This is a genomic window from Rhizobium sp. P2_G2 (assembly GCF_056403555.1).
Genome location: NZ_JBFUFF010000065.1, coordinates 1 through 12,650 on the forward strand (window position 1 = coordinate 1; position 12,650 = coordinate 12,650).

Consider the following 12,650-nt stretch of genomic DNA (forward strand, 5'->3'; position numbering starts at 1 on the left):
CAAAGCACACTTTGGCAATGACTGTTGTAAACTCTCGCGGAGGAACGAGTTGATGAAAAAACTGCAGGAAACCGTAGCGGTCGTGACCGGCGGCGGCCGAGGCATCGGGCGGGAAATCGCCCTCCAACAGGCTCGCAATGGTGCCAAAGTCGCTGCACTCGCGAGAACCGCCCATGAGATCGAGACGACGGTTTCGGCCATCGAAGATGCAGGCGGCACCGCCATGGCCATCGCGGTCGATCTGGTCGATCGTGCCGCGGTCGAAGACGCATTCCGACAGATCACATCACGTTACGGATCGATTGACCTGTTGGTCAACAACCACGGTTCGTTTCGCGCCTTCGGTCCTATCTGGGAGTGTTCGCCGGAGACCTGGTGGCAAGATGTTGAGATCAATCTGCGCGGCACGTTCAACACCTGTCAGGTCGCCGTACCCGGCATGCTGGTGCGGAGATCCGGGCGCGTGGTGAATTTGGTGGGCGGGGGCACCGGCAACAGCTTCCCCAATGGGTCGGGCTATGCCGCCAGCAAGGCAGCGATCATGCGGTTCACCGAATGTCTCAACGACACGACGATCGATAGCGGCGTTCGTGCTTTCGCCGTCGACCCCGGCTTGGTCCGAACTTCCATGACCGAGCTGCAGCTCTTTTCCGATGCAGGCAAGGCGCATCTGCCTGGCATCCAGAAGCTGTTTGATGACGGTGTCGATGTGCCGCCTGCACGCGCCGCCGAGCTGATCGTCGATATCGCGGCAGGCCGCTTCGATCCTCTCGCCGGTCGCCTGTTGCGGGGCGTCGACGACAAGGATCTTCTCGAGCGGGAAATGCGGGCGATTGTCGACCAGGACGGACGCGCACTGCGTTTCAGCGGCGTCCAGCAAGAACGGCTGTGATCGGCCGCATCGTCGTGATCTGTCATGGGTGTCCCCGCCGACACGCCAGAGCCGATGCAGTAACTGCCTGGCTCTGGCGCGCATTGCATTTCGGCGCCCGGCCTCTGGTGCGCGACGAGCCGACAGCGCTTGGCGTGCGAAGTTCACCCGATTCAGGTCGCGCAATCTGCCCGGATGGCATGCGACTGGCCTTGTCAGCGATACCTCACCTGGTTCCAGCGGTGGCCAAGCAAGGACAGGATGATGATGAGACCGTAGAAGAACTGGGTGTAGAAGCCCGAAAGCCCGACGCCGACGACTCCTGTTTGAATGAAGGAGACCGTGAAGCTGCCGATGGCGCTTCCGAGTATCGTTCCGATGCCGCCCCACGGCGCCGTTCCGCCGACGAAGACCGACGCCAGGCCGGGGAGCAGGTAGCCATCGCCCGAAGTCGGCCACCAGGTGAAATTGATGAACACCGAGAACACGCCTGCCAGCGCCGCACCGAGGCCGACGAAGACAAAGGTCTGAAGCCGCACACGCTTGACATTGATGCCCATCTGCTGCGCTGCTTCGGGGTTGTCACCGACAATGTGGACACGGACACCGAATCGATGGCGGTTGTAGAGCAGCGCCGAGACGATGATGAACAGCAGAGCCCAGCCGATCTGGGCAGGTATTCCGAACACGTCCGCCGCCAGAACACGATATGCGAGACTGTCTCGCAGCTCCACCAAGGCGATGGAAATCCCCTCCGTCTTGATCTGGATGAGGCCGCGAAGCATGAAGTTCATTCCAAGCGTCGCAATCAGTGACGAGAGATTGCCGTAAACCACCAGAAAGCCATTGCAAAAACCAAGCAACAGCCCGGTTGCAACCGCAGCCAGCCCCCCCAGAAAGGGGTCATATCCGGCCTGAACGACAAGGGCGAATGCCCAGCCCGCCATGCCCATGGTCGCCGGAAACGACAGGTCAATCTCGCCGACGGTGACGACAAAAACCAGGGGCACCACCACGAACAGGACCATGGGCAGGCTGGTGAACACCGCCTTGTAGATGGTCCATTGAGCGAAGACCGCCGGATTGCCGACATAGAAAATTGCCAGCATGACTGCCGCGACCAACGCCGAACCGATCGCGGCACGGTTATCGATGGCGAACCTGCGCAGGCGAGACTGATCGGCGTGGTTGCCCTCGGCCAGCCTGCGCACAGCGTCGGCGTCGAGCGATCCATCCATTTCCTTCTCCGGTGCGTCCAGCATCAACTCGCTCATATGGACGCCCTTTCAAGCAGCTGACGCCCGATCTCGCCGGGATGCGCGATATCTTCCATGAACTTGATCAACCTCTCCGCAGAACCGATTTCGGCTTTGGTTGCCTGCACTGCCACCCTCCCCCGATCCAGAACGATGAACCGGTCGGCAATATCGAAGACGTGGTGTATGTTGTGCCCGATGAACAGGATCGAACGTCCAGCTGCGCGTGCCTGACGGACGAAATGAAACACCTTGGCGGTTTCGGTGAGCGAGAGTGCGGTCGTCGGTTCGTCCAGCACGATGAGTTCGCTTTGATTGTAGAGCGCCCGCGCGATCGCGACGCCCTGCCTTTCTCCGCCGGACAATTGACCCACGATAGAGTTCGGGCCAAACACTTTTGACGTAAAGCCGATCTCACGCATGAGCCGGGCCGCCTCTTCGCGCTGCTTGCGCGCCCTCAGGAAACCGAGTGGCCCGACGATCTCGCGGCCCATGAAAATGTTCCAGGTTATCGTCTGCTGGACCGCGAGCGCGCGATCCTGGAACACAGTCTCGATGCCTGCCTGCCTCGACTTTGCTGCATTCCATCTTGCCGTCACCGGCTCGCCGTGCACGAGGATCTCCCCGCTTGACGGCCGGACTGCGCCAGCAAGGATCTTGATCAGGGTCGACTTGCCGGCACCATTGTCTCCGACCAGGCCGACCACCTCGGCCTTGCCGACATGCAGGTCAACACCGCCGAGGGCATAGACTTGGCCGTATGATTTCTTGACGTCCCTTAGTTCTATTATCCGATCGCTCATCGTTCGCCTTCCAGCAAGGGGAATCCGGCCAGTGGCCGGATTCCGCAGGTGACTAGCGCAGCCCTTGCTCGGCGAGCTTGGCGACTGCCTCATAGTTCTCTGGCGTGACAAATCCGGCGCCTGTATCCACGTTTACGGGGCCAAGGCCGAGAACCACCTGCTCGCAAAGATTGAGCACCGGAAGGTATCCCTGTTGAAACGGCTGCTGGTCGGCCGTAAGCTGCACCCATCCGTCCCGGAACGCCTGGATGATCTGCGGGCTGGTGTCGAAGGAAATGTTGATGATCTCCCCCGGCTTCTTGCCGGCCGCCTTCATATAGGCGGGCGCGGTGCCCAGCTGCTGACCGCCGGCATAGGCGATGACCTTCGTGCCGGGGTTGGCAGCGAGCGCTGCGGTGATGATCGGAATGCCCGCATTCGGATCGGCCTTCATTTCTTCCGGCTGCTGCAGCTTGACGACTTTCATGCCCGCCGCCTCGAACACCTCGATGATGCCCAACTCACGCTGCGCACGCTCTGCCTGGGCAAAGTCGCTGATGACGATCGCCACGTCGCCAGCCTTGAACCCGAAGCGGCGCAGGGCTTCGGTGCCCAACGCCCGCCCCTGGGCCTTCTGCTGGGCACCGACATAGCCGCCGCCGAACTTGGCGACGACCTCGTCGACGGGAACGTTGAGATACATCATCTTGATGCCGGCCTTGGAGGCTTCGTCGGCCAGCCCCATGATCGCTGCATTGCCGGGATGACCCATCATGGCAATCGCTTCAGGCTTGGCCGCGATCGCCTCACGCAGCTGCTGGATCATCGTTTCCGAGTTCCACTTCGAAAACAGATAGTCCACCTGCGCGCCAGTATCGGCGGCTGCCTGCTTGGCGCCGTTATAAACGATGGTGCCGAACGCGTCGCCCTCGCCGCCGCCGGTAAAGAAGCGGATATGGACATTCGAACACCACTTGTCGGGAAGCGGACCCGCTTTGGCGACGGCGGAAAATGCGGCGATCATCAGGGCTGCGGTCGCAATGGACTTCAGCGTCCTTGTATAAACAGTCATATAGTCCTCCCTTTGTGCTTGGCTTGATGTGAGATGCGCTTCTAAGCTGCCTCGCTCGCGAACCGGTCAGGGGCGAGCGCTGAATTTCCCCTCGCAGCCGGGCCGCGAGATCTTCATTTTCACCTGCTTGAAACAACGCGACTGCATTTGCCGATCGTTCGAGCGGCCTTGTGGCACCGGCTATCGGCACATGCCGATCGATGGTGACCCGTTTCACGGTGACGATCGCGGCTGGATAATCGCCGCATGGGCCAATTCGCCCGGTCTGCGCACGGCTGGGCAAGCCGTCCATGGTGAAGGTCCTGCTCCCCGCAGGGTTCCCGCAATCCGACTGCACGGCTCGTCATGATCTCCTCCCAGAGCGCACCCTACCGTAAGCGCTTACGGAAGTTCCGTAAGCGCTTACGAAGCTATTATTTTTGTGAGTTTCATGTCAATAGGAAACAAAGAGCACGAGGAATTCATGCGGGGCATAGCTCGACTGGCCAAGGAACTCGGTATTTCTACCGGCACTGTGTCGCGTGCGCTCAATGGCAAGCCGGATGTCAGCGACAACACACGGCGCATCGTGCTTGAGGCGGCGCGCCGGCTCGGCTACGCGCCCAACCAGGCGGCAAGGGCATTGGCGCAGGGCAGCTCACGCTCGGTCGGGTTCATGATGGACCTTGACCATGACAATGCTCCCAGCAGCGAATATTTCTTCATGGGCGTGTTCGACGGCGTCCAGTCGGTGCTCACCCGCCATGGTCTCGACCTGCTTGTCCTGCCACGGCCGACCAACGAAGATTCCCATCGCTTCCTCGAGCGCTACGTGGCGCGCGGGGTGTTTGACGCAATGATACTGTCGGGCACACAGACGATCGACCCACGTATCGACATGCTCGAAGCCGCCGGCGTTCCATTCGTCACGCTCGGACGAAGCCGTTCCGGAAGCGACTATCCGTGGATCGACATGGATTTCGAGGGTGTTGCCGATGCCGCGGTCGACCGCCTTGTGCAGCAGGGTCATCGCCGCATTGCCGTCACCTTGCCCTACGGAGGCATCAACTTCGGTCCGGTCTTCGCTGACGCATACAAGAAGGCGCTGGAGCGCAACGGCATCGCATTCGACCCGCAGTTCGTCTTCGTCACGCGCCGAAATGAGGAGGCAGGTTACGAGCTGGTTGACCGCATGCGTGCCGTCCCCAATGCGCCCACGGCGGTGCTGCTGATCTACGAGATCACGGCCATCGGCATATACAGGCGGTTGGCCGAGATCGGTGCCGTGCCGGGGGCAGACCTCGCGCTCATCGGCTTCCGCGACGAACCAACCATCCGCTTCCTCGCGCCCGCGCTAACCTGCTTCAGTGTTTCCCTCGATCGTCTTGGGGAAGAACTCGCAATCGCGCTCCTGAGCAGGATGCCGCAACATGCCGGGGCGTTCCCCAAAAGCCTGGTGCAAAAATTGGTGCCCTTAGCCTTGCGCCCCGGTCAAAGCGGCTGAGGCGGCCAACGCACACGGCGTCCACCGGCATGCTGGCATTGAAACAGCGCCAATTGGCTCAGCGTTTACATCACAGGCCACATCTGCTATCCGAGCGCCAATCCGTATTGCCGCGGCTGCTGACCCGCAAGCAAACGGAGCATAATCATGCAAGAACCGCTCACGAAAGCCGGTATCGCGTCACTGCGTGTATCGGACTATACCGTTCATTCGGTGTCAGCCTTCAACGAAACCGAAAGCCAGAAGCGCAAGTCCTACAGGGATCTGGCAGAGGCATTGCCTGACGCCGCAGCCTGCGACGAGGTCTCGGCCTCGATCCGCTCGATCGTCACCACGCCCGATTTCCATCCCGGCAAGCCGGTGCCGGTCGGCGTGGTCGCCGATATCGAGGGCGGCCTGCTGCCGCATATGATCGGCAACGATATCGGTTGCGGCATGCGCATGATCGTGGTCGATGGTGTCGGCCCGGACGATCTGCCGCCTGCCCTCGATCATCATCTACGGCATATTTTCTTCCAGGGCGGCCGCGACATCGCTCTGACCGGCCACCACCGCCAGGCGCTGCTGCGTGACGGCTTGCCCGGCCTCTTCGAAGGCCTCGCCGTCCGCCGCCGCGGCCTGCTGGAAAAGCTGGATATCGGCCAATACTGGTCCGACCTCGACCGCACCTGCGATACCGGCGCCTTTGCCACAACCGGAATCGACCCCGATTTCGCGCACTACGCTTCGCCGGACGACGATTTCCGCCACGACGCCATGCTCGGCAGCATCGGCGGCGGCAATCATTTCGTCGAAATCGGCCGCGTCGAAAGCATCGCCGATGCCGCTTTTGCCCAGGCTTTGGGCGTCGGAAGCACCTCGCTGATCGTCGTCGTGCATTCCGGATCGCTCGATTTCGGCCAGCGGATCGGCTCCGCCACGCGTGAACGGCTGTCGCAGCGTAAGGGCAAGCGGCAAGATCACCGCCTTCTCTCGCGACACGCGGATGCCGCTCTCTATGCGCGTTTCGTCATGGGTCAGGCCAATGCGGTCAATGCCGCCTTCGCCAACCGTTTCTTTCTCGCTCTCCAGACGGTCGAGGCGCTGAGCCGGGCGACCGGGCGCACTCTCGGCTTCCGCACTGTCTACGACGCGCCCCACAATGCGATCTGGATCGAGGATGACGGACAGACGGCCCTGCATCGCAAAGGGGCCTGCCCTAGCCGCGGCCCCGGCGGCATGCCGGCTTCTCCCTGGATCGGCGAACCCGTCATCCTGCCGGGCTCGATGGGCGACGGCACCTGGCTGCTCGGTGGCTGCGGCAATCCCACAATGCTTGAATCCTCCGCCCACGGCGCCGGCCGCCGGCTGTCGCGGCAAGAAGCGCGCAAGGCGCCCTCATCCTTCGATCATCTCAGAGTGGTCGGGCCAGTGGACCTTGATGATCCGATGATCCGCAGCCGCCCGGAGATCGTCGGCGAGGCCCTGGGTCGGCTGAAAGAGGAAGCGCCGACCGCCTACAGGCCGATCGACGATGTGGTGGAAGCGATGTGTGCCGCCGGCATGGTCCACAAGGGCGTTCGCATCAAGCCATTGCTGACGGTGAAGGGGTGAGCCAACGCTTTTGAACCCAATAGCGGCATCAGCCTAAAATGCTGACGCCGTGCTTCCGCACGATGGAAAGCAGCTTCAGTGCGGTACCCGATGGGCGCTTTGCCCCCGACTCCCATTTCTGCACCGTGGATTCGCTGGTGTTGAGATAACGGGCAAAAACCGGTTGGCTCAGATGACTTCCTTCCCGAAGATGCTTGATCTCCTCGGGTGATAGATCGAGAGCTTTTTCAAGGCAGAGATCATCGAATTCGCGCAGGGTCACCTTGGACACCGTCCCCGCTCGAACCATTCCGGAAACTGCGCTGTGTATCGCCTCGAAGGCATCGGATTTGAAGCTATTTTTCCGCATGGCATATTTCCTCGAGTTCGCCGATCTCCAGTTCTTTTGCCAGGGCTCCCGGCGATTTCTGTCGATAAAGGGCGGCGAGCTTGCGAAACGCAGCCAATTCATCGTCTGTGATATTGGCTCGATCCTTTTTGGCGAACAGATAAGCAAACACCCAAAATTCCCCGCTCTTCGCCAAAATGATCGATCGATGGCGATTGTCATTCAGGCGCTCTTGAAAACGCCACTGCCGAGGTTATCGGCCTAGCCAAGCGCGACCTCTCCGATTGCTTTGCACAACTCGGAATCACCTATCCGGGCGCTACGCGCCGCCTTTGAAAACCACGTCGTCTTGAAGACCCGAGCCATTACAAAAAAGATAGCACCAGGTGCCACCCGATTCAAGTCGCCGAATGGAACGCAGTGACACTGAGGCGATGCGTCACGTCAACAGCACAACCCGCCCTCTCCGCATTGACGGGAAGGGCTTTAACCATTGCTGCCAGTTCGACAGGGACCGGCTGCCTTTGTCCTTCAGACTCAAACCGGCTTATTGCCCGCCGTCCGAATCGTCGTCGTTATCATCCTGGCCGCCGGCGCCGGTATTGTCGTTCTGGTTTTCCATCTTGTTGCGCTTGTTGCGTTTGCCGTTTTCGTCGCCACCATTTTCCTTGTCCTGCTTCGGACCGCGCACGCGGACGACATCGGTGCCGAGCGGGCTGCCCAGTTCGACCTTGCCGGTCCTGCGATCGACAATGCAGATCACCGCGGCCCTGCCCCTGAGCTCCTTGGAGCGACCCATCACGATCGCCAGGCCATAGGTCTCGGTGCCGCTGGGATCGACGACGACCTGCGGGCGGCGGAAGTCGGCGCCGGCGGCATCCATGCATTTCTGTTCGACCTGGCCGGCAAACGGGTCGGCGGCGCCGTTGGACGCGGCGAAGGCGGCGCCCGGCGTGGCGAGCGCGAGCACAATGAGGGCAGTTTTGGCGGGTTTCAGCATGATGGTCCTCCACATGGATTCAATCTGAATGATTAAAGCGACTGTCGGAAACAACAAGTCGGTAGAGACGTTAGGGCAGCGAATTTATTCGCCGTCGACTGTTGCCTTCCAACGATGGCAAACCTATGTTCCAACCGGCTTTTATTCCTTGGCCACAAGGATGAATTAAGGAGAGACGACCATGGCTTTTGAACTTCCGCCCCTGCCGTACGACTATGATGCGCTTGCCCCATTCATGTCGCGCGAGACGCTGGAATTCCACCACGACAAGCACCATCAGGCCTATGTCACCAATGGCAACAAGCTGGCGGAAGAATCCGGCATGGCGAACCTGTCGCTCGAAGACGTCGTCAAGCAGTCGTTCGGCAAGAATGCCGGCCTGTTCAACAATGCCGGCCAGCACTACAACCACATCCATTTCTGGAAGTGGATGAAGAAGGGCGGCGGCGGCAAGAGCCTGCCGGGCGCGCTGGCCAAGGCGGTCGATTCCGATCTCGGCGGCTATGACAAGTTCCGCGCCGATTTCATCAATGCCGGCACCACCCAGTTCGGCTCCGGCTGGGCCTGGCTCTCGGTCAAGGATGGCAAGCTCGAAATTTCCAAGACCCCGAATGGCGAGAACCCGCTCGTGCATGGCGCCAGCCCCATCCTCGGCGTCGACGTCTGGGAACACTCCTATTACATCGACTACCGCAACGCCCGACCGAAATATCTCGAAGCCTTCGTCGACAGCCTGATCAACTGGGATCACGTGGCTGAAATGTACGAAGCCGCGACCAAGTAAGCACGACGTCCCGCTAAGCAAAACACCCGGTGCTGCCGCCAGCGCCGGGTGTTTTCATTTTCCGCTGCCGCTCTCCTGTTCGAGCAGGCTGTCGAGCAAGGCACGAAGCCGCGCGAGACGCTTGAGGTCGCGGTGATAGCCAAGCCAGGTGTCCCGCGACGGCGGCATTTCAGAAAGCGGAACGCAGCGAATATCGGGAACAGCATCCCCGAGCGGTCGCGGCAGGACAGCGATACCGACGCCGCCGGCGCAAAGAGCCGCCTGCACATCGCGATTGTTGCTGCGCATCGCCACCCTTGCTTTGGGAAATTGCGCTTTCAGCCAGGCGACATCAGGCATGCCGCTGAACGCCTCATCCATCGTCACCAGTTCAAGACCCTCGCCATCTCCGGCCACAGGATCCTCATAGTCTGCGCCGATGTAGACGCCGTATTCGACATGCATGAATTTCCGGGCAATCACATCCGGCTCGGTGAATGGCCGGATCCGGAAAACCAGGTCCGCCTCCCGCCGCGAAAGATTGAGAAGCTGGCTGTCGGTGATGAGCTCCACCACGACATTCGGATGGCGGCGATGAAACCGCGCCAGCATCGGCGACAGGATATGCCGGCCGAACCAATCCGAAGATGAGATCCGGATCAACCCATCGAGTTGCCGATCGTAACCGGAGAGCGCGCGCTGCAAGCCAAGCGCCTCCTCTTCCATCCGCTCCGCATGCGGCAGCACCGCCGCGCCCTCGTCGGTGAGCACGAATCCATCCGCCGTGCGCTGGAACAATGTCTGGCCGACGGCTGTCTCAAGCGCCTTCAACCGCCGTCCCATTGTCGGTTGCGTCACGCCGAGCCTGCGGGCCGCCGCACCCAGCGTGCCCTCGCGGGCAATGGCCAGGAAAATCCTGAGATCGCTCCATTCCATCACAGTATCCCATACAAAAATGCATGGATATTAAACAGTATTTTTGATTTTCATACAAGAATGAAGGTGCCACATATATGGCCATGCAAACACGGAGACCCCCAATGGCCGCTATGATGAAGTCCCTGATTCTCGATGCTCCCGACGCCCGGTTCCGCCTCGCCGATATGCCGCGGCCGGAGCCGCGCGCCGGCGAAGTCCTGGTCCGCATCCGCGCCAGCGGCGTCAACCCGCTCGACACCAAGATCCGCGCCGGCAAGGCCGCTCATGCTCGCCACCCCTTGCCCGCCATTCTCGGCATCGATCTTGCCGGCGTGGTCGAGGTTGTGGGCGAAGGCGTCACCGCCTTCCGTCCGGGCGACGAGGTCTATGGGATGACCGGCGGCGTCGGCGGCATCCAGGGTTCGCTGGCCGACTACGCCGCCGTCGATGCGCGGCTGCTTGCGCCAAAACCCTCGCATCTGTCGATGCGTCAAGCCGCCGCCCTGCCGCTCGCCTTCATCACCGCCTGGGAAGGTCTCGTCGACCGGGCGAATATTCAGCCTGGCCAGAGGGTGCTCGTGCTCGGCGGCGCCGGCGGCGTCGGTCATGTCGCGGTCCAGATCGCCCGGGCGAAAGGGGCGGAAGTCTTTGCCGTCGACGGTGCGGCAAAGGCGGACTACCTCCGCAGCCTCGGCGCGACGCCGATCGATCGGAATGAAAGCGTCGAGGATTACGTCGCGCGCCACACCGACGGCAAAGGCTTTGACATCGTCTACGATACTGTCGGTGGCGCAGGTCTCGACAATGCCTTCCAGTCGGTGAAGCGTTTCGGCCATGTGGTGAGCGCGCTCGGCTGGGGCACGCATGCACTGGCGCCGTTGTCCTTCAAGTCAGCGACCTATAGCGGCGTGTTCACGCTGCTGCCGTTACTCACAGGCGAAGGCCACGAGCATCACGGCGAGATCATGCGGCAGGCGACGGCGCTGGCGGATGCCGGCAAACTTGTGCCGAAGCTTGATCCCCGCAGCTTCACACTCTCGGACGTGGCAGAAGCCCATGCCCTGATCGAAAACCGCCAGGCCCAGGGCAAGTTGGTGATCGATATCGCCTGAGTGAAAAGAGAGCCGCCGCATCGCGGCAACGACGCGGCGGCTATTGACCAGATATCTCGATCAGGGTGTTACCCGCACCGGGCTCCGCATATCGACATAGGATCGCGGAGCAAAGAACGTCCCACCCGCTTCGAACGGATGAAGCTCTTCCGCCTCGAGTGCTGCCTGGACGCTTGGACGCGCCGCGACGGCCTGCCGGAAGACCTGCAGCTTCGGCCAGCGGTCCATGTCGATGTCGATCCAGGGCGCCCAGTTCAGGCAGACAAACAGATAGGCGTCAGCGACGGTAAAGGCCTCGCYGGTCAGGTAAGGGCCGGCCATCCTGTCGCTCATCCAAGCGAGCCGCTTCTCCACCGTGCCTCGGATACCGTCATGCGCCCCCGCCAGCGCCGCGTTGAACAACATCGCCATCGGCTTGTGCAGTTCCGAGGTGATGAAGTTCAGGTAGGACTGGATTTCGCTGCGGGCAAACGTGCCCGAGGGCGGCAGCATGCGCGTGCCTTCGGGCGTGCTGTCGGCCAGGAATTGCGCAATCGCCGGCCCTTCGGTCAGCACCTTGCCGTCATCAAGCATCAGCGCCGGCACATAGCCGTTGCCATTGATCGCCAGATAATCCTCGCCGCGGCTCGTCCTGTGCGTCTGCCGGTCGACGGTCACCAGTTCGATATCGAGGCCGAGTTCGCGGCTGATAATGTGCGGCGACATCGAGCAGGCCGCGGCATGCATGTAGAGCTTCATCGTTCCTCTCCCGCGCGGATCACACCGCGCCATTGCGATTGAACATTTGTACTATTTCGCATAAAATTGATTTGGTCAAGAATTTTATGCGAGGCGGTACAATTATGAAGGACGAAAAGAAACGCGGCCGGCCGCGCGCCTTCGATGCGGCGAAGACAATCAGCCGTGCAAGGGAGGTATTCTGGGACCGCGGCTTCACCGGAGCATCGCTGGACAATCTCAGCCAAGCCACCGAACTCAACCGGCCCAGCCTCTATGGCGCTTTCGGCGACAAGCTGGACCTTTATGTGGACACGCTGGAGGGCTACCGGGCCGACAGCAACATAGCCCTGGACAAGGCGCTCGACCCGTCACTGCCGATCCGCAACAACATCGCCAATATCTACGACACCGCGCTTGTCATCTACCTGCACGGCATATCCGGCCCGCGCGGCTGTTTCCTGATCGGCACGGCGACGGTGGAATCGGTGCAGCACTCCCGCGTCCAGGAGGTTTTACGTCGCAGTCTCAATGAGTTCGACGCAAAAATTGAATCACGTTTGGAACTGGCTGTCGAGAAGGGTGAACTGCCCAAAGGCACCGATCCGAGGATGCTGGCGAAGCTCACCTCCGCCATCATGCATTCGCTGGCAGTGCGCTCGCGCGCCGGCGACAGTGAGGCAAGCCTCAGGGCGCTGGCCGCAGCCGGCGTCGAGATGATCTGTGGCAAAGCATGAGCGAAGACGAACGCACAG

13 protein-coding genes and 1 pseudogene are annotated in these 12,650 nt (G+C 61.3%); 6 read left to right on the plus strand and 8 right to left on the minus strand.

Features of this window, described 5'->3' with window-relative positions; genetic code table 11:
- The first annotated feature begins 52 nt into the window (after positions 1-52).
- Positions 53-892 carry an SDR family oxidoreductase gene (locus AC1D06_RS29810; protein WP_477876782.1) on the plus strand — a complete coding sequence of 280 codons (840 nt, stop codon included), beginning with the start codon at positions 53-55 and terminating at the stop codon, positions 890-892.
- Between the two features lie 194 nt (positions 893-1,086).
- On the opposite strand, the gene AC1D06_RS29815 is transcribed toward AC1D06_RS29810, so the two are convergent.
- The 3 genes from AC1D06_RS29815 to AC1D06_RS29825 are packed head-to-tail and all read right to left on the minus strand — an operon-like array spanning position 1,087 to position 3,981.
- Positions 1,087-2,145, minus strand: a complete 1,059-nt coding sequence (locus AC1D06_RS29815; RefSeq protein WP_477876781.1) for an ABC transporter permease — start codon at positions 2,143-2,145, stop codon at positions 1,087-1,089.
- On the minus strand, positions 2,142-2,930 hold the full coding sequence (locus AC1D06_RS29820; protein ID WP_477876780.1) for an ATP-binding cassette domain-containing protein: 789 nt from the start codon (positions 2,928-2,930) through the stop codon (positions 2,142-2,144). Before AC1D06_RS29820 ends, AC1D06_RS29815 begins: the two co-directional genes overlap by 4 nt.
- Before the next feature lie 52 nt (positions 2,931-2,982).
- Entirely contained in the window at positions 2,983-3,981 is a 999-nt protein-coding gene (locus AC1D06_RS29825) for a substrate-binding domain-containing protein (protein WP_477876779.1), read from the minus strand.
- A 463-nt stretch (positions 3,982-4,444) separates the two neighbouring features.
- On the opposite strand from AC1D06_RS29825, the gene AC1D06_RS29830 reads away from it, so the two are divergent.
- Both AC1D06_RS29830 and AC1D06_RS29835 read left to right on the plus strand, forming a co-directional pair.
- Positions 4,445-5,464, plus strand: coding sequence for a LacI family DNA-binding transcriptional regulator (locus AC1D06_RS29830; protein WP_477876778.1), 1,020 nt, complete (start codon positions 4,445-4,447; stop codon positions 5,462-5,464).
- Between the two features lie 147 nt (positions 5,465-5,611).
- Entirely contained in the window at positions 5,612-7,057 is a 1,446-nt protein-coding gene (locus AC1D06_RS29835) for an RtcB family protein (protein ID WP_477876777.1), read from the plus strand.
- Positions 7,058-7,085: 28 nt separating this feature from the next.
- On the opposite strand, the gene AC1D06_RS29840 is transcribed toward AC1D06_RS29835, so the two are convergent.
- The 3 genes and pseudogenes from AC1D06_RS29840 to AC1D06_RS29850 all read right to left on the minus strand — a co-directional run bounded on the left by AC1D06_RS29840 (position 7,086) and on the right by AC1D06_RS29850 (position 8,385).
- Positions 7,086-7,406: a helix-turn-helix domain-containing protein gene (locus AC1D06_RS29840; RefSeq protein WP_477876776.1), complete on the minus strand. Its 321-nt coding sequence runs from the start codon at positions 7,404-7,406 to the stop codon at positions 7,086-7,088.
- Positions 7,393-7,751, minus strand: a pseudogene (locus tag AC1D06_RS29845) (type II toxin-antitoxin system RelE/ParE family toxin). Before AC1D06_RS29845 ends, AC1D06_RS29840 begins: the two are co-directional and overlap by 14 nt.
- Positions 7,752-7,932: 181 nt before the next feature.
- Positions 7,933-8,385 carry a hypothetical protein gene (locus AC1D06_RS29850; protein WP_477876775.1) on the minus strand — a complete coding sequence of 151 codons (453 nt, stop codon included), beginning with the start codon at positions 8,383-8,385 and terminating at the stop codon, positions 7,933-7,935.
- Between the two features lie 181 nt (positions 8,386-8,566).
- Between AC1D06_RS29850 and AC1D06_RS29855 the strand changes: the two genes are divergently transcribed.
- On the plus strand, positions 8,567-9,169 hold the full coding sequence (locus tag AC1D06_RS29855) for a superoxide dismutase (RefSeq protein ID WP_477989540.1): 603 nt from the start codon (positions 8,567-8,569) through the stop codon (positions 9,167-9,169).
- A gap of 54 nt (positions 9,170-9,223) precedes the next feature.
- Here the strand turns inward: AC1D06_RS29855 and AC1D06_RS29860 are convergent, their stop codons facing one another.
- Positions 9,224-10,084 (minus strand): LysR family transcriptional regulator, encoded by an 861-nt coding sequence (locus AC1D06_RS29860; protein ID WP_477989542.1) that lies wholly within the window; start codon positions 10,082-10,084, stop codon positions 9,224-9,226.
- A 104-nt stretch (positions 10,085-10,188) separates the two neighbouring features.
- Here AC1D06_RS29860 and AC1D06_RS29865 point away from each other — a divergent pair, with 104 nt between their 5' ends.
- On the plus strand, positions 10,189-11,178 hold the full coding sequence (locus AC1D06_RS29865) for a zinc-dependent alcohol dehydrogenase family protein (RefSeq protein ID WP_477876772.1): 990 nt from the start codon (positions 10,189-10,191) through the stop codon (positions 11,176-11,178).
- A 60-nt stretch (positions 11,179-11,238) separates the two neighbouring features.
- Here the strand turns inward: AC1D06_RS29865 and AC1D06_RS29870 are convergent, their stop codons facing one another.
- Positions 11,239-11,916 carry a glutathione S-transferase N-terminal domain-containing protein gene (locus AC1D06_RS29870; protein WP_477989544.1) on the minus strand — a complete coding sequence of 226 codons (678 nt, stop codon included), beginning with the start codon at positions 11,914-11,916 and terminating at the stop codon, positions 11,239-11,241.
- 104 nt (positions 11,917-12,020) lie between these two features.
- Between AC1D06_RS29870 and AC1D06_RS29875 the strand changes: the two genes are divergently transcribed.
- Positions 12,021-12,632, plus strand: a complete 612-nt coding sequence (locus AC1D06_RS29875; RefSeq protein ID WP_477989546.1) for a TetR/AcrR family transcriptional regulator — start codon at positions 12,021-12,023, stop codon at positions 12,630-12,632.
- The last annotated feature ends 18 nt before the right edge of the window (positions 12,633-12,650 follow it).